Raw genomic sequence first — 16,437 nt, forward strand, 5'->3', positions numbered from 1 at the left:
CTAGTTCAATCCCAGCTTGTCAGCCAGCTCGCGGACCGGATCGTAATCGACATCCTGAGCCGGAATAATACCGCGCATACCTGCGGATAACAGGATTTCTCTGTGCTTGGGCGTATCCTTGTTCAAAGCAAACATGGCATCGGAAACGGCATGAACAACTTCCGGGTCCAGCCCTTTGCGGGCAGCATACACCCAGCCGGGATAAGGACGAGTTTCGGCCAGTACGCGAATGTCACCGAGATCAATCTTGCCTGCCACAACGTCCAGTGCGCCCTTTCGGATTGTACCGATATCATAGGCCCCCGCGTGAATCGCAAGCACGACCTTTTCCTGCTTGCCACCCGGGCCGGGAGCAAAGTCCACCTCGGCAAAATCATTCAGCTTGATGCCGCTGTCATAGAAGAGACCAAGGGGGAACAGATAGCCGCCAGCGGAGCCAGGATCGACCGCGATCCAACGCTTGCCCCGGCAATCGTAAATGTTCTTGATGGTCGGGTTATCACTGCGACAGATGATCTGCCCTTGAAAATAGGGTTTTCCCGACGGCTCAACCGTACGGGCAAATGCCGTGGCGCCGGCCTCGGCCAGCTTTACGTACACAAAGGGGTTGGAAAAAGAGATGTCGATTTCTCCACGTTCCACCATGGCGATATGTTCGTCAAAGGTATCCGGAAAAATCTGGCGCAACGGCAGGCCGGTAGCCTCACGCAGGTATTGCAGCAAAGCGCGATGACGCTGGAAGGAAATAGTATGCGAATACTGCGGCAGGTAGGCGTAGGTAATGGCGTCTTTTCGGAGCGGTGCAGTGATTTTCTCCCGCTTGCTCATATCAACCCGAACCAAGTCCTCGCCTTCATTCTCACCGCAACCGACAAGCGAAAAGGCCGTCAGCAATCCCAAGGACACAATGGCAAGGAGAATGATGAGGGAAAGCCCTTTTCTGGAGCTGCGTGCACGTTTTTTTGATGTAATCATAATTCGGCTTTTGGTATCTCGGTCAAACATCCTCGCAACAGTACAACATTTCGCAATTCAGTCCAAGATGTTATAGCGCTTGGCAACGCTTCGCATTCACCGTATGACTGTTCTTGCGCGCGTAAGGCAATAAGGAGATTCTACATGGGAAAAACATATAAAGTACCGATGAAAAAGGCCGTTTTGGCCATATTCCTCATTTTCGTGGCCGCGGTTACCGCTGCCGTTGTCTGGTGTTTCCGTTCCGGGTTCATGTGGTCGGCCATCTGCCTCATCGCCGTAGCCGGGCCGTTGTCAGTATTCTACTGGTACATGATCTACATCACGCCCAAACGGGCCGCCATCACTGTGGCCGAAGAAGGCATCCTTCTGGCTGCACCACCCTTTGCCAGTGCGGTTATTCCATGGGCTTCCGTAGTCAAGACCTTCCCGGCCAACCTGAACACTGATGAGGCTTTCAAGGTCGTCAAATCCAAGAAGCTCATGCACTTTGCAGGCTACCGCTCCGGTCAAATTATCGTGAAAGACAACCGCGAAGCCATAGTCGTCGCCAAGCAGCCCGAAGTGCTCTGCATCCAAACTGAAGACCGCTTCTACCTGCTCGGCCCCGCCGATCTCGAAGGGTTCACCGCCGAAGTGGCCGAGGTATTTGGCAAGTAGCGCTGCCAGCGGACGGCATTCACGCCGTCTCACCAATTTTGCTTCAAAGAACAAAGCCGCCCCTTGGGGCGGCTTTCATTTTGCTCGAAATTCTTAGGATTCGGCTGGCTGCCGCTTGTCCTTGACGATGTCCGAGAACATCATCATTTCCTCTTCCCCTTCGTTCTCCTTGATCTTTTGCTTGATCATCCGGAACAGCGGGATGTGATGTTTCACTTTGCCAAAACCCCAACGAGTCAGGATGTAGGCAGGAATGAAGATGAACGGAGGGCCCACTTCGCCGATAAGCGGCACGATGAAGTCCACTTCACCGAAGCGATAGAACATCCAGCCAATGGCAAACGGTACGACCCAAAGGGACGATGCGAACAGAGCGATGTGGGAGAAGAAATTCTTGCCGAAAGCATCGTTGGCGATGGAGTTGCAAGCCTTCCATGCTTCCTTGTTCTTGGCGCCGATAGCCTTCACCGAGAGATTGTGATGATTGACCATGTTACGGTTAATCTGGGCGAAGTGCTTGGCATTCAGGAAATAGACGCCAGCCATGAAGAGCTCACCGATGATGGTGGCAACGAGGCAGATCCAGAAGATACCGATGGCAAAACCGACATACGGATTGTCGGTCAAGCGAAATGCCGGGATCAACCAAGGATCGAGAAATTCATAAATCATTTGGCCGGTCATGCTTGTTCCTATGTGATTTTATGGGGCCGCCCACAGCGGGCGGCCCCTTTTTTCGCGTTCGTTATCAGCGACCTAGAAGGGGGGAACCAGGGAGTAACCCAAGAAGCCCTTGGTGGTGTAGCGGATACCAACGTAGAAGGCGAGGAAGATGAAGATGTACTTCAGCACCTTCTCGGGGATGAACTTGGAGGTCTTGGGTCCGAGGATGGAACCAATGACGATACCAATAAGCTCGGCGCCGATCAGGCCCCATGCAACCGGAGTCTGCTTGAGCAGCATGTAGGAAGCAATGGAGTTGACCATACCGACCAGAACGGCCAGTGCGGAGGTACCGGCAACGAGGTACATGGGCAGACCGGCAACGGAGGTCAGGAACGGCACCAGCAGGAAGCCGCCGCCAACACCGAGGAAGGAAGCCAGAGCTGCGATGAAGAAACCACCAACAACGGGGATCAGCGGGTTGAAGGAAAATTCAACGCCGAAGAAGGTGAACTCACAAGAGGTGGGGGTGAACTTCTGAACCTTAACGCCCATTTCAGCCATGTCGACTTCGCCGCCAGCCTGCTGTTCCTTAACAGACTTCTGGAAAGCTTCAGCAGCTGCCTTGGCAGCCTTCTTGTTGGCCTGACCCTTCGGAGTGGTTTCGTAGAAGAGGTAGCAGCCCAGGAAGAGGACGAAGAGACCGAAGTAACCGAGGTAAGCCTTCAGGGAGATCTTACCAGCGGTCAGCCAGGGAACCAGCCAGGAGCCGGAAACGGCACCGATTGCCAGGGCGATACCCAGGGGCAGCACCAGGCGGCCGGCCTTATAGTAGTTGAAAGAGGAGAGAGCAGCGGAACAACCGACGAGCCACTGGTTGGACACGCGGATGGAGTCGGTAACGACCTTGTTCAGCTTCATGGTCTTTTTGAAGGACTTTGCATAGTCACCCAGACCGTAAATGGTGATGTGACCGACACCGGCCATGATACCGCCGAATGCACCGACGGTGGAGAAGATCCAGCCTACCCAGATCGCCCAGACGAGGCCGATGATGACGTTGAGCTGGGGAGCGCCGGGGATACCCAGGTAACCGGGTTCACCCTGCGGTTTGGCTTCGGCGATAGCGTCAGCCAGACGGTCGGCCAAGGCAGGCTCTGCCATCAGGCAAACGGCAGCTACCAGAGCCAGCATCAGGAGAGATTTGTTGGAACGTAACACAGTTACTCCTCCTCGTTTAAAAACAGTTAATAAAACCCCGAAAAATCACCGCGCAGCTCCGCGCCTTGCGGTTTCAACCAGTTTATTCAGGCCGCACAAATTCCAATGCATTGGCAGTACAGCCGGTCACGCAGGCCGGGATGCCGCCGGCATCAATCCGATCCACGCAGTAGTCACATTTCAGCGTCTTTCCGCTATTCTCATCGAATACCGGAATATTCCAGGGACATGCCTCGATGATCTCCATGGCAAGTTCCTTGCTGATCTCTTTGGTCTCATCGATCAGAACGAGACCGTCCTCTCGCACGTAAAACGCCCCGTTACTGGCGGGAACGCACTGCGGCTTCTTGCAGTGACGGCAGTTTTCGTACTTCAGCTTTGCCGTGGGATTGCCGTCCTTGTCGGCAATGGGGCCTTCCGCGATCATGCGGTTGAGGCTCAACCCGGTGGGCACCTTGTTCTTCACCTTGCAGTGAACGAGACAGGCGTCACAGGCAATGCAGCGTTTCTTGTCAAATTTGATTTTGTAAATGGCCATGTGTGTCACCTCACCTATCGAGATTAATGCGCGCAGTTCTTACGATAACTCTGTGTGTGAAGAAAAAAAGCACGCTGGTCAATTATACTTCTGATTGTGATACATTTCACATAATTTTCATAAAAATAAAACCTTTTTTGATTAAAAAACGGTAAAGTCATGTGACACATTTCACAACCCAACAAATAATTGCGATTGGTTGACACTCACTGATAGTTTCCGTCGTACATTGAAAAGTGTCGTTTAATCATCGTGTTTTGAGGAGGAGTCGATGAGTAAGGAATATGTGAACAGCATCTGCGGTATGTGCTCCGTACGGTGCCCCATCAAGGTTGAGGTGGTCGACGGTAAGGCCCAGTACATTCAAGGTGGAAAAGCCCTTAAAGGCTCCCTCTGCCCCCGTGGTGCTGCAGGCACGGCTCTGACCTACGACGAAGAACGCCCCCAGCATCCCATGATCCGCACTGGCGAGCGTGGCGAAGGCAAATGGAAACAGGTGTCCTGGGATGAAGCCCTGGACTACGTGGCCGACAAGATCAAGGAGATCCAGGAAAAGCACGGCAAGGACTCCATACTTTTTTCCGATCGCGGCGGTCCGTTCCGCGATCACTACCGCGCTTTCCTGCGCGGCATCGGCACGGTCAATTACAATAACCATGACTCCGCCTGCGCCCGTAACGTCCAGAATGCTGCCCTTTCCGTATTCGGTTTCGGCCGCAAGGGCGTTTCCTACGACTTCGGCAACTGCAAGCACATCGTGCTCCAGCAGCGCAACGTCATGGAAGCCATCAACGTGGCCGAGTGCAACAACGTGCTGAACGCCCTGGATAAAGGCGCCAAACTGACCGTCATCGACATCCGCGCCAACGTCCCCGCCACCAAGGCTGACAATTTCTTCATGATCCGCCCCGGTACCGACTATGCATTCAACCTCGCCGTCCTCAACGTCCTCATCAATGAGAAGTTGTACGACAAGGATTTCGTTGCCAAGTGGTTCGATGGCCTCGACGACCTCAAAGCCTTTGTCCAGCAGTACACCCCGGAATGGGCCGAACAGGAAACCGGCATCAAGGCCGAATCCATCGTCGCCTTCTGTCGCGAGCTGGCAGAAGCTGCCCCGAGCGTCATCTGGCACCCCGGTTGGATGACCGCCCGTTACGGCGACTCCTTCTGGATGACCCGCATGATCTACCTGACCAACGCCCTGCTCGGTGCCATTGGCGCCAAGGGCGGCCTGCCCTTCATGGGCAAGCCCGGCGATGCAGGTGCAAAGGGACTTCAGTCCTTCATGAATCTCTACCCGAAGCCTGAAGGCAAGCGTGTAGACGGCATCGGCTGGATGGAAGGCCGCAAGCACTACGACGCTGGCCCGGGTCTGGTGAACCTTGCCTACGACGCCATCGTCAGCGGCGAGCCTTACCCCATCAAGGCGTACATCTGTCACCGCCACGATCCGCTCATGGCTTTCCCGGACGTGGATGACGTCAAGGCCATGTGGAAGAACCTCGAACTGCTCGTGGTCCCGACCTTCTCCTGGTCCGACACCGCATGGTTCGCTGATGTGGTTCTGCCCATCTCCCCGTTCCTGGAACGCGACTCCATCATCATGACCAAGAATGGCCCCAAGCCCGGCTTTGTCATGCGCAAGCGCGCCATGGAACCGGTCTACGACACCAAGGCAATTTGGGAAATCTACTCTGGCCTGGCCAAGCGCTTCGGTCTGGACGAAATCGCTTTTGACAAGGTCGAAGACCTCTGGAAATTCCAGCTGGAAGGCACCGGTTACACCATTGAAGACTTTGCCGAGACCGGCAGCGTCAGCCTCGCCTCCGAAGCCATCTACAAGCCCATCACCGACCAGACCTTCAAGACCCCGTCCGGCAAGGTTCAGGTCTTTGACAAGAAACTGGAAGAAGACGGCCTGCAATCGCTCCTGCCATACAAGTCTCCGGAGTTCCCCCCGGCAGACAAATTCCGCATCACCTTCGGACGCTGTGCCCTTCACACCCAGGGGCACACGGTCAACAACTCGCTCCTGTTCGAGCGGATGCCGGAAAACACCTTGTGGATCAACACCGACAAGGCCAAGGCCATGGGCGTCGAGACCGGCGACACTCTCAACGTGTCCAACAACGGTTACTCTGCAGAAATCAAGGCGTTCGTCACGGACTTCATCCATCCTGACGCTGTCTTCATGATTCACGGCTTCGGCCACACCCTGCCCTGCGAATCCCGTGCAAAGGGCCGTGGTGCTGCCGACAACCAACTCATGCCCAAGGGCATCAAGAAGTATGACAAGGGCGGCGGCGCAATCTCCATGCAGGAGCATTTCGTCACCGTTTCCAAATCATAGGACTCCTCAATCTCATCCTAACCCCCAAAGAGGGTCGGCTTCCCCCCAGAGGCCGACCCTCTGGCTTTTCCGACAATTAACAACAAAAAGCCTCTTGCACCCAATCAGTGCAAGAGGCTTTTTGGTATAACTGGCTCAACTTAGTGAGAGAGATACTTCTGCAAATACTCCTGCTGAATCGACAGCGGAGAGACGCTTTGAAGCCCCTTATTGAACAAATTACGAATTCGCTCACCATCATCTGTTCTTTTAAAGGCTACATGCAGATGGAGGATAGCGAGCAGATGCGGGTCCATCTTGAGTTCACCACGCCGAGCATGGAGGAATGGGTCTTTACTCATGAGATAGGTAAACACGTTGCTGTCGATGACCCCATAATCGACTCGCCCAGCCAGCACCTTGCGCAGAACGAAGATGTCAGAGACAGACTCATCGACTACAATCTCGTTCTTTGCCACCATTTCATCGAATACAGGAGAGTTGGCATACCCCCTGACTGTAGCAAAAACAAACTTCTTCCAATCAAGCACGGAGTACCATCTGATGGCCCGTGCACGACGCTTGGCAAACCCCAAGGGGCTTCTACCTATGCTGTCAGAGAAGAAATATGTGTTCACCCGTTCCGGGTCAGGATATTCAGGGAAATAGCCCATTATCTCAGGGTTATTATGGGCTTCGTAAAGCGTCCGGCTCCACGGAAAGTATCGAATATCAACGTCAATATCCACTGCTTCAAAAGCAGCCCGCACAACCTGGGCAGATATTCCACCACTGTGTAACGAGTTGCCCACGTATGGAGGCCATTCAACTGACGCCAATACAATCGTCTCCCGTGCCATGCAGGGGGCTTGCAACAGGAAAAAGGCTATCAAAAGAAAGGCAAAACGTCTGAACATGCTTTAACCATACGACAATCCCTACAAAAGGTGAATGCCGTTATCGCAATAATCAGATTGCCTGAAGATTAACCAGTCATTTCCTTCCGGGGAATGACAACACGAACGGTTGTTCCTTCACCGAGAGTGGAATTGAGAGACAGACTCCACTGATGAGATGCGACGACCTTGCTCACCACACACAATCCCATGCCCGAGCCATTGGGCTTGAGGGAAAAGAACGGATCATAGATGTGAGCCATGTTATCTTCGCTGATGCCCACGCCCTTATCTTCGATCTCGACAACACAGGCCAGGCGCCCAGGAGAAACCGTCACCGAAACCTTGGGACGGCCATCACTGAAATCCACGCTGTTCTGCATGATTTCGGTAAAGGCTGAAGCGAACAGGGCGGGATCCACCTGCACAGTCTGATCCGGACAAACGACATCCCACTCCACACCGTCTGCACCTTCATAGCGAGCATCCACCCCTTCCATGACCTGCTCCAGCATGTCACGGATATTGGAAGGAACCATCTCAGCCGCCTCAATTGAAGCATAATGGGTAACGTCACCCACCATCTTCTCCAACCGTGTTGATTCCTCACGAATGGTTTCGAGATACTCCTTCACCTCTTCAGAACACCCTTCCCGGCGGGAAATGATCTTGGCGAAACCGGCAATGGTCATGGTCCGATTGCGAACCTGATGGGCCACGGACATGGCAAGCAGATGCAGGCCACGCTGGGACTCATCAATGGTCTTGAGATCGCGATAGGAACGAATGGCAGTGGTGACGGCGGTAACAAGGCTATCGGCGGTCATCTCAGACTTCTGCCGATAGTCGTTGATATCGAGATCGGCTACCACCTCTCGTTCGGGCGCCTCGCCGGGTTGGCCGGTGCGAAGAATGATGCGAACAAGCTTGTTCTTTGCTTCGGAGCGCACAAAACGGGCTACATCCAAACCCGAATGCGAGGTCTCCATGACCACATCGAGCAGCAGCACGGCGACATCCTTGTGGTCAAGCAACATCTTCTGCGCTTCCTGCCCGGAGTAGGCGCTAAGACATTCCACGGACCGTCCCTCGAAAGTATAATCGGCAAGCACGAGGCGCGTGACAGTATGAACGTCCTTCTGGTCGTCCACAATCAACACTCTCCAGCTGTCGTTTATCTCTTCCGAGACAACGCTCTCCGCGTCATCTTGTTCGTCCGCAAAGATCAACTCATCGTTCATTAGCAGCTCTCCCGATAGCTCCATATTATCAGAAAGCATGTCAGACGCCATGATTAATCTTCTTCAGGCTCTTGGCGAGGAAAAGGTAGACGAATTACTGTCGTGCGCGGAACTTGTAGAGGATTTTACCGAGGGTTCCATTGGCCCGGATAATATCAAGCCCCTTCTGCAAAGTTGCCACGACTTCATCCGGCACCTTCTTGTTGAAGGCTACCCATCCGCCTTCGGGATTGAAGAGGTAAAAGCTCTCCAACTCATCAGCAGTCACCCCACCCTGCTTCAAGGCATAATAGGTGGCTCGCTCATCCCCCATGAGCAAGTCGCATCTGTCATGGGCAAACTTGCGCACGACCAGTTCCGGGGACAGTGATTCGATAATATTTCTGGAGGGCACTCCGATTTCCAACAGATAGTCCCTCATGCCGCTGAACTTCTGGACCCCGACCGTATAGTTCTTCACATCAGTCAACGAGTTGATCGAAAAACGCCCTTTCTTGGCGATGAAAACCATCTGAAAATCAACGATGGGACCAGCCCACTTGAACAGCTGCTCACGCTCTTCAGTACGTCGGGTAGTAAATGCACAGGTATTCGGTTCATGTTGAATGCTATCGTAGATTCTGGCCCACGGGAATGTCTCCACTTTCCACTTGTCCAACGGAGTACCGACAGCATTGAGGGCTGCCTTCAGCACTTCATAGCTGACACCAGCAAATTGGCCATTTTCCAGATGGGTATACGGCGGCAACTCTTCCACCAGGAAACGGATATCCTCAAGTCCCTTGCCCCGGCTTTCAGCAACAGGCCAACCGACGCTGCATAGCAGCGTAAGGAACAGAACAAGCGTCCACCGTTTTACCTGATTATGGGACAGAATCACGACCGCATCTCCTTGAGATATTCAGCAACCCTCAATATATAGCATCACTGAACACCCCAAACAATGATAAAGGGCCCTGGCAAAACCAGGACCCTTTAATCGTTGCCTCCGATGGAGGCGGTACGAATGCGCTTGCTGTTGTTGGACTAGGCGTCCATTTTGGGCGATTCGTTCAAGTGCTCACGGCACAGACACACAATGGCGCCGCGCTCGCTGTCGTAGTGGGGGCTCACGTCGTGGTCAGTCCCGCACACGGCGCAGACGTATTCCTTCTCACAACGCGGGAAGCACTCCATACGATTGAGCATCTTGTTGAAGCGGCTAATGATGGGAAACATGGGATGCTTCGCATGCCGCCTGATATCCTTGCTGTTCAGTTTGCCGTTGTCGTTCACTTTGACCGTGATCATTCGGGAGCGGTTGATAACACCCTCCTTCTTGTTCATGACGATCTTCGTGGGTTCTACCCAACGACAGATAATCCGTTTTCGTTCCTGATCGAAACGCATAGACATGACTTTTCTCCTATAGTGACGTTCATTTCTCCCTTGTCACTTAGCTTTGAAATACACGTCAATTTTCATGCAGGAACCAGGCACTCCCGGATCGGCCCAGCTCGGTTTAAATTTCGTAATCAATTGCCTGACGACTGCTCACCACGGTCTTGACGAATTCGACGCAAGCCAGATGTTCAGGATGCGTAGCGTAGTGGGCCAGTGCCTCGGCATCGTCGTGCTCGGAGCAGAGAATCACATCAACCTTGGGGTCATCGGTCAGAATCTTGTAACCAACTTCGATGTGCTGCAGGCCTTCAATGCGACCCATCAGGGCTTCGAGCATTTCTTTCATCTTTTCAGCGTTTTCCTGAGCGGAAACGCCATCAACTTCCTCTTTCAACGTCCACCAGACGATATGCCTAACCATGTTCGTACTCTCTCTATTTTCAATTAACTCAGTATGTTGACGAAATTCCTGAAAAAAGACTACTCGCCTACACAATCCATAGTAAACATAAAAACATTATCTGTCATCCAGTAAGCCATTTTTTATAAAAGGTTTACTGCATTTCACGGATGATTTTGGTCAGGTCTCCGGCCAACTGAGACAGACGTCTGATGGCCTCGGAAGCCTCGACCATGAGAGACTCGGTTTCGCCGGCCACACGGGTGACTTCCATGGTGGCCTCGTTGATTTCCTCACTGGCAGCGGACTGCTGCTCAGCTGCGGTAGCAATGGCTCGAACCTGATCGGCGGTTGCTTCTGCCACTGTCACGATGGCAGCCAACGCTTCGCCGGACCGTCCGGCCATCTCCGTACTCTTGTTCACGGAGTCGACCGCTATTTCAGTAGCCTGAACATTCTTGCGGGCACCATCCTGAATACCGGTAATGGCGGAATGAACTTCATTGGTTGCCTGCATGGTCTTTTCAGCCAGCTTGCGAACTTCATCAGCAACCACCGCGAATCCGCGTCCGGCCTCACCGGCACGGGCAGCCTCAATGGCGGCGTTGAGAGCAAGCAGGTTGGTCTGATCAGCGATATCTTCGATGACGCTCAAGACCTTGCCGATGGCTTCCGAACGTTCGTCCAGTTCCTCCATGGAACCTTTTAACTGATCCGCATGGGTGGCAACCTGATGGATGGCGTCCACCACTTCGGTCACGATACCCTCGCCATCTGCTGCACGGGTGCGTGCTTCGTCGGCGTTGATGGCGGCATCCTGTGCATGACGGGCCACTTCCAATACAGTGGCATTCATTTCTTCCATGGCCGTGGCGGTCTCGCTGGAACGCTCGGTCTGAACATGAGTACCCTGCTGCGCATTGGACACAAGACCTTCCAGCTGGGTTGCTGCTGCGGCCAGCTCTTCGGATACCGAAGTAGCCTGATTGGCAGCAGTGGCGATGCGCTCATTCTGACACACGATCTCGGCCTCACGGCGCTTGAGTTCGGTGGTGTTCAGATACAGGCAACAACCGCCAATGATTTTGCCTTCCACATCATGCAGCGGAAAGAGATTTGCGAGAACGTTGATATCGCTGCCGTCCTCGTGGATGAAGATCGCTTCAAGGTTCATGTAACGAGTGTCGTCGTCCATGCAGTCCGCGATCTTGGACTTACGGTCATCCTTGTAAAATATCTGAGAGATCTTACGTCCGTAGTAAGACTCCGGGTTCTCGTTGGAGCCGATCATCTGAAGGCATTCACGATTGAGAAACGTGATGTTCTGATCGGTATCAACGATACAAATGGGTACGGGCAGCCCTTCCAAAATGGAAGTGGAGAAGCCTAGACGTTCCTTGAAGCGAGAAGACAGTTCCGCAACCAGCTCACCCAAGCCGGGCATGGAACCAACCAATGCTTCCTCTTCCTTGCGATCATAAACACCATCAAGGATATGTCCCACGTAGGAGGCGACTGTCTTGACAGGCTTGATCATGCCGCGACCAAGCATAAAAGTCAGTGCGATTCCGGAGAGTCCAAAAATGACGAGAAAACCGCAACTCACTGCCATGGCGGCCCACGGTTTGTCCCCATAAACAAACGCGAACCCGATGGATGCGGCTACCGTCATCATGAGGGCACCAAAGTACATGCCCACAAAGAGACGAAGATTAAAATTTCGAGCCTTTCCCATAACAGTGCACCTCGAGATTCGCTGGTTCTCGATGCAGACCTTCCCATTTTCCTGCATCAAACCATATTTGATTTGCCTAGTTGCGAATCCCTTAAAAGATTAAAAAAAATGGTCCCCCGCCCCGCAGCGGACGGGGGACCTACATGAAGGCTATAGTCTCTTAGGAGGAAGCGTGGCAGTTGCTTCGAGGGGATTGCGGTCCAACCTAATCAAGAGAGCCTCATGTAATCTTAGTTGGGGCAGACTACTTTTTCTGAGCGTCTGCCAGTACTTCCGACACGTGTCGGACTTTAACCTTGGAGCCGCGCTTCTTCAGTCCGCCGCGAAGCTGCATGACACAGCCGGGGCAGTCGGTGAGCAGCACGTCTGCTCCAGTCTCCTCGACGTTGTTGAGCTTCTTGTTCAACAACTCGGCGGAGAGTTCCGGGAATTTCATGGAGAAGGTGCCGCCGAAACCGCAGCAGACTTCTTCTTCATTGCATTCAATGTATTCCGAGCCGGACTTCTCGATGAGCTGGCGCGGAGCTTCGTGGACATCCAGACCTCGGCAGAGGTGGCACGGAGCGTGATAAGTGGTCTTGGTGCCTTCGCCCTTGTAGTCGTCTGCCTCTACCTTCAACACGTCGTTCACGAAGGAGGAGAAGTCGATGACCTTGGAAGCGAACTGATCGGCCTTGAGTTTCAGGCCGGGCTTGTCCATGACCAACTTCGGGTAGTTATGCTTGAGATGCGATGCACAGGAGGCGCAGAGAGTAATGATGTAATCATATGCGCCAGCGTCGAATGCACGCAGGTTCTGGGTGGCAACGTCCTTGGAAGTCTTCATCTCACCCATCATCTGGACGGGCAGACCGCAGCAGGACTGATCCATGGGGTATTCCATGTCCACGCCGTTTGCAGCGAAGATCTTGACCGCGGCCTGCATCTGCTCGGGGTAGACGAAGTCCTGTACGCAGCCGGAGAACAGAGCAACCTTCAGCTTGGGCTGATCCACGTAGGGACGGTTCTTCTGCCACCAGTCACGGAAAGGCACTTCAGCCACGGTGGGCAGTGCGCGGAAGGAGTGTTCCTTGGAGAAGATCATGGGCAGGTGACGGATGAAACCATCGCCTTCGGCCACGGGCTTCTGGCCCCACTTGGCGGTGCGAAGCAGAGTGTGGAACAGCTTGCGGTTCTTGAGCACAGCACCCATGAGACGCTGAGGAATCGGGCTGCCGTCTTCTGCCTGAATGCGAGCGTGGATTTCCTTGATCAGACGCGGCAGATCGATGCCACCGGCGCAGATATCCTTACACGCTTCACAGTTGATGCAGTTCTGAACGAGGTTCTTGGCCTTGTCCTTGCCGTGGAAGAAGTAGGTCAGGATCAGGCCGATGGCGCCGATGTAGATGTGACCCATCTTGTGACCACCAACCAGGCGGTAAACCGGGCAGACGTTGGCACAGGCGCCGCAGCGTACGCAGCGGTTAACCTGGGAGAACAGCGGATCGTTGATCAGTTCGGAACGACCGTTGTCCAGAACCACGTAGTGGATTTCCTTCTTGCCGTCTTCAGCCTCGGCAGCGAAGCACTCGTTGGCGCCGGTGATCCAGGTCACGTAGGAAGTGATCTGCTGACCAGTGGCGTTACGGGGCAGAGCCTTGAGGATGCGCAGTGCGTCATGCAGCTTGGGCAGGAGCTTGTCGATACCCATCAGGGCGACGTGGACGCGAGGCAGCGTGGAAACCAGACGAGCGTTACCTTCGTTGGTGACCAGGCCGATACCGCCGGTCTCGGCGATGGCGAAGTTGGCGCCGGTGATACCCATATCAGCCTCGATGTACTCCTTGCGGAGCTCACGGCGGGCAACCTTGACCAGCTTGGCGATGTCGTCGTCCTGCTTCTTGCCGGTGACGTCGGTGAAGAGGTCGGAGACCTGATGACGGGACAGGTGAATGGCGGGCATAACCATGTGGGACGGGCCCTCATGGCGCAGCTGAATGATCCATTCGCCGAGGTCAGTCTCGATAACTTCGAAACCAGCGTCTTCCAGGTCATGGTTGAGGAGGGTTTCCTCAGCGGTCATGGACTTGGATTTGACGATCTTCTTGACGCCGGCCTTTTTACCGATTTCAGAGATGATGCGGTTGGCTTCGTCGCCATCCTGAGCGTAGTGAACGTGGATACCAGCGGCTTCTGCGTTCTTCTTGAACTCGGCGTAGAGCTCCTTGAAGTTGGCGGCAGCAGCATCCTTGGATGCGGCGATGTCGTCGATCAGGCCCTTGACGTCCATGCCCTTGAAGGCGTTGGCGCGACCGGCACGGTATGCGACGGCGAAATTATCCAGAGTGGTGCGGAGGAAGTCGTTATCCAGAGACTCACGCAATTCCTCGCGATATTCTTTCAGATCGTTTGCTTTCTGCATGATTTAGTCCTCCAAGACCAAGATGTGGAGTTCAAGGGGACCGTGGACACCAATGGAGAGCACGCGCTCGATGTCCGCGGTACGGCTGGCACCGGTGATGTACGCCATGTAGTTGGGCGCTTTCTTCATGCGGGTCAGCATCATCTTTTCCACGCCGTAGGTGTTGGCGCGGAGCTTGGATTTGGGCAGGACGCAAACGTGAAATTCGCTGACCATGGTGGCCAGGCGGAGTTCTTCGCTGGGACAGTCCACCATCAGGGTGCCGGTGTCGGCGATGCCGTAGTCGGCGAAGGTGAACCCGATATCGATACCGGCGAGATGATCACGCATACCGGTTTCGATACATTTGAAGCCAGCTTTCTCTGCCTTGGCAGCCAGGGCCTTGTAGAGATCAGCCTTCAGGCCGGGAGCTGCGATGACTTTCTGCTGTTTGGTTTCGCACAGAGCTTCTGCTTCGTCAGACAGATTCTGTTCGCAACCGGCAGCAAGCAGCTGACAGGCTTCTTTTTGATCACAAATGTCGATAACGTACTGAAGAGCTTCTTCTTCGCTCTTGATTTCCGTAATCTTGGCAGAAACGAGTTCTGCTTTTTCAACAAACAATTTGTACTGTTCTTCCTTAGAAGACATAGTAGCACCTCCAACTTTTAGTAAAATGTAGGACCAAGGGCTCCCTCTTTGAGAGAGGGAGGGAGCCCCCCGCAACGGTCCAGTTTACTTGGTTATTACTTCTTTGGTCTCGCGCGCAATCGCGAGTTCCTCGTTTGTGGGAATAACCCAGACAGCAACGGTGCTATCGTCCGTGCTGATCTTCATGGGTTCTTTTGCGCGGTTGGCGTTGGCTGCTTCGTCGATTTTAACGCCGAAACACTCCAGACCCTTTACGGATTCATAACGAACGATGTCGTCATTCTCACCGATACCTGCAGTGAAGACGATGCCGTCTACATTGCCGAGAACGGCCATGTAAGCACCGATGTACTTGCGGTTACGGTAGGTCTGAACGCCCAGGGCGATCTCAGCGCGCTCGTCGCCCTTTTCAATCGCGGCATGGATGTCGCGCATGTCATTCAGGCCGCACAGACCCTTCAGACCGGACTCCTTATTCAGCATGGTGTCGATCTCTTCGATGGACATACCCTTGTTGCGTGCCAGGAATGCGTGAACAGCGGGATCCACGTCACCGGAACGGGTGCCCATAACCAGGCCTTCCAGAGGAGTCAGGCCCATGGTGGTGTCCACGGACTTGCCCTTCTCTACAGCGGTGATGGAACCGCCGTTACCCAGGTGCACAGTGATCATGTTCAGCTCATCGGCGGGCTTGCCAATCTGGGCAGCCAGTTCACCGGCGACGAACTTGTGGGAAGTGCCGTGGAAACCATAGCGGCGGACACGATCCTTCTCGTAAAGCTCGTACGGCAGAGCGTACATGTATGCGTGGGCAGGAATGGTCTGATGGAAAGCGGTGTCGAACACGGCGACCTGCGGTGCTTCCGGGAAGAGTTCCATGGCTACGCGGATACCGTCCAGATTGGCCGGGTTATGCAGCGGAGCCAGAGGTACGCAGGCTTCGATGGCTGCGATCACTTCGTCGTTGATCAGGGTCGGCTGGTTGAAAGCCTCACCGCCGTGAACAACACGGTGACCGATAGCATCGATCTCGCTCTTGTCCTTGAGCACGCCCTTTTCCGGATCACAAATCAGGTCGATGGCCAGACGCATGCCGGTGGTGTGGTCCGGAATGGACTGATGAAGCTTGGTGACAGCTTCATCATCAGTGTCAGGGTAGGCTTTATTCTTGAGGTCGCCTACCTCTTCACCGATACGCTCCACGAGGCCGTTGACCATGACCGCTTCGGTCTCGGTATCCAGCAGCTGATACTTGATCGATGAGCTACCGGAATTGATGACCAGAACTTTCATTTTTAATTCCCCATTGAGGTGTTAAACGTTTACGCATGTCAATGAGGCATGCGTTCTATAAGGCAA

15 protein-coding genes are annotated in these 16,437 nt (G+C 54.0%); 2 read left to right on the forward strand and 13 right to left on the reverse strand.

The features are described from left to right. Positions 1-975 carry a phosphate/phosphite/phosphonate ABC transporter substrate-binding protein gene (locus HFN16_RS00830; RefSeq protein WP_168888893.1) on the reverse strand — a complete coding sequence of 325 codons (975 nt, stop codon included), beginning with the start codon at positions 973-975 and terminating at the stop codon, positions 1-3. 144 nt (positions 976-1,119) lie between these two features. Between HFN16_RS00830 and HFN16_RS00835 the strand changes: the two genes are divergently transcribed. After that, positions 1,120-1,635: a PH domain-containing protein gene (locus HFN16_RS00835; RefSeq protein ID WP_168888894.1), complete on the forward strand. Its 516-nt coding sequence runs from the start codon at positions 1,120-1,122 to the stop codon at positions 1,633-1,635. Positions 1,636-1,728: 93 nt separating this feature from the next. Here HFN16_RS00835 and HFN16_RS00840 read toward each other — a convergent pair whose 3' ends face one another. From HFN16_RS00840 to HFN16_RS00850, 3 genes are all read right to left on the reverse strand, one after another. Next, complete coding sequence (locus tag HFN16_RS00840; protein ID WP_168888895.1) at positions 1,729-2,319, reverse strand: hypothetical protein; 591 nt, start codon at positions 2,317-2,319, stop codon at positions 1,729-1,731. Between the two features lie 72 nt (positions 2,320-2,391). Next, complete coding sequence (locus HFN16_RS00845; RefSeq protein WP_168888896.1) at positions 2,392-3,519, reverse strand: sulfite exporter TauE/SafE family protein; 1,128 nt, start codon at positions 3,517-3,519, stop codon at positions 2,392-2,394. Positions 3,520-3,601: 82 nt separating this feature from the next. Then, the gene (locus HFN16_RS00850) at positions 3,602-4,057 is read right to left on the reverse strand and encodes a 4Fe-4S dicluster domain-containing protein (protein ID WP_168888897.1); all 456 of its coding nucleotides are present in this window, start codon (positions 4,055-4,057) and stop codon (positions 3,602-3,604) included. A gap of 271 nt (positions 4,058-4,328) precedes the next feature. On the opposite strand from HFN16_RS00850, the gene HFN16_RS00855 reads away from it, so the two are divergent. After that, positions 4,329-6,410, forward strand: coding sequence for a molybdopterin-dependent oxidoreductase (locus tag HFN16_RS00855; RefSeq protein ID WP_168888898.1), 2,082 nt, complete (start codon positions 4,329-4,331; stop codon positions 6,408-6,410). A 140-nt stretch (positions 6,411-6,550) separates the two neighbouring features. On the opposite strand, the gene HFN16_RS00860 is transcribed toward HFN16_RS00855, so the two are convergent. The 9 genes from HFN16_RS00860 to HFN16_RS00900 all read right to left on the reverse strand — a co-directional run bounded on the left by HFN16_RS00860 (position 6,551) and on the right by HFN16_RS00900 (position 16,371). Beyond that, entirely contained in the window at positions 6,551-7,306 is a 756-nt protein-coding gene (locus tag HFN16_RS00860; protein WP_168888899.1) for a transporter substrate-binding domain-containing protein, read from the reverse strand. 68 nt (positions 7,307-7,374) lie between these two features. Then, a complete protein-coding gene (locus tag HFN16_RS00865) occupies positions 7,375-8,526 on the reverse strand; it encodes a HAMP domain-containing sensor histidine kinase (RefSeq protein ID WP_168888900.1) in 1,152 nt (383 codons plus the stop codon). A gap of 94 nt (positions 8,527-8,620) precedes the next feature. After that, on the reverse strand, positions 8,621-9,406 hold the full coding sequence (locus HFN16_RS00870; protein WP_168888901.1) for a transporter substrate-binding domain-containing protein: 786 nt from the start codon (positions 9,404-9,406) through the stop codon (positions 8,621-8,623). 146 nt (positions 9,407-9,552) lie between these two features. Continuing rightward, on the reverse strand, positions 9,553-9,921 hold the full coding sequence (locus HFN16_RS00875) for a hypothetical protein (protein ID WP_168888902.1): 369 nt from the start codon (positions 9,919-9,921) through the stop codon (positions 9,553-9,555). Positions 9,922-10,027: 106 nt separating this feature from the next. Then, positions 10,028-10,330, reverse strand: a complete 303-nt coding sequence (locus HFN16_RS00880) for a Dabb family protein (protein WP_168888903.1) — start codon at positions 10,328-10,330, stop codon at positions 10,028-10,030. A 133-nt stretch (positions 10,331-10,463) separates the two neighbouring features. After that, complete coding sequence (locus HFN16_RS00885) at positions 10,464-12,044, reverse strand: methyl-accepting chemotaxis protein (RefSeq protein ID WP_168888904.1); 1,581 nt, start codon at positions 12,042-12,044, stop codon at positions 10,464-10,466. Positions 12,045-12,288: 244 nt separating this feature from the next. Beyond that, positions 12,289-14,448, reverse strand: a complete 2,160-nt coding sequence (gene ldhH / locus HFN16_RS00890) for an L-lactate dehydrogenase (quinone) large subunit LdhH (protein WP_168888905.1) — start codon at positions 14,446-14,448, stop codon at positions 12,289-12,291. A gap of 3 nt (positions 14,449-14,451) precedes the next feature. Continuing rightward, positions 14,452-15,078 carry a lactate utilization protein gene (locus HFN16_RS00895; protein ID WP_168888906.1) on the reverse strand — a complete coding sequence of 209 codons (627 nt, stop codon included), beginning with the start codon at positions 15,076-15,078 and terminating at the stop codon, positions 14,452-14,454. An 84-nt stretch (positions 15,079-15,162) separates the two neighbouring features. Next, positions 15,163-16,371, reverse strand: coding sequence for an acetate kinase (locus HFN16_RS00900; RefSeq protein ID WP_168888907.1), 1,209 nt, complete (start codon positions 16,369-16,371; stop codon positions 15,163-15,165). Positions 16,372-16,437 lie beyond the last annotated feature (66 nt).

The organism is Pseudodesulfovibrio sp. zrk46 (genome assembly GCF_012516435.1).
GTDB lineage: Bacteria > Desulfobacterota > Desulfovibrionia > Desulfovibrionales > Desulfovibrionaceae > Pseudodesulfovibrio.

Excerpts from the sequence above, each read along its gene's own strand:
- HFN16_RS00830 (WP_168888893.1), bottom strand. The coding sequence starts at position 975 with ATGATTACATCAAAAAAACGTGCACGCAGCTCCAGAAAAGGGCTTTCC.
- HFN16_RS00835 (WP_168888894.1), top strand. The coding sequence starts at position 1,120 with ATGGGAAAAACATATAAAGTACCGATGAAAAAGGCCGTTTTGGCCATA.
- HFN16_RS00840 (WP_168888895.1), bottom strand. The coding sequence starts at position 2,319 with ATGACCGGCCAAATGATTTATGAATTTCTCGATCCTTGGTTGATCCCG.
- HFN16_RS00850 (WP_168888897.1), bottom strand. The coding sequence starts at position 4,057 with ATGGCCATTTACAAAATCAAATTTGACAAGAAACGCTGCATTGCCTGT.
- HFN16_RS00855 (WP_168888898.1), top strand. The coding sequence starts at position 4,329 with ATGAGTAAGGAATATGTGAACAGCATCTGCGGTATGTGCTCCGTACGG.
- HFN16_RS00860 (WP_168888899.1), bottom strand. The coding sequence starts at position 7,306 with ATGTTCAGACGTTTTGCCTTTCTTTTGATAGCCTTTTTCCTGTTGCAA.
- HFN16_RS00865 (WP_168888900.1), bottom strand. The coding sequence starts at position 8,526 with ATGAACGATGAGTTGATCTTTGCGGACGAACAAGATGACGCGGAGAGC.
- HFN16_RS00875 (WP_168888902.1), bottom strand. The coding sequence starts at position 9,921 with ATGTCTATGCGTTTCGATCAGGAACGAAAACGGATTATCTGTCGTTGG.
- HFN16_RS00880 (WP_168888903.1), bottom strand. The coding sequence starts at position 10,330 with ATGGTTAGGCATATCGTCTGGTGGACGTTGAAAGAGGAAGTTGATGGC.
- HFN16_RS00885 (WP_168888904.1), bottom strand. The coding sequence starts at position 12,044 with ATGGGAAAGGCTCGAAATTTTAATCTTCGTCTCTTTGTGGGCATGTAC.
- ldhH (WP_168888905.1), bottom strand. The coding sequence starts at position 14,448 with ATGCAGAAAGCAAACGATCTGAAAGAATATCGCGAGGAATTGCGTGAG.
- HFN16_RS00895 (WP_168888906.1), bottom strand. The coding sequence starts at position 15,078 with ATGTCTTCTAAGGAAGAACAGTACAAATTGTTTGTTGAAAAAGCAGAA.
- HFN16_RS00900 (WP_168888907.1), bottom strand. The coding sequence starts at position 16,371 with ATGAAAGTTCTGGTCATCAATTCCGGTAGCTCATCGATCAAGTATCAG.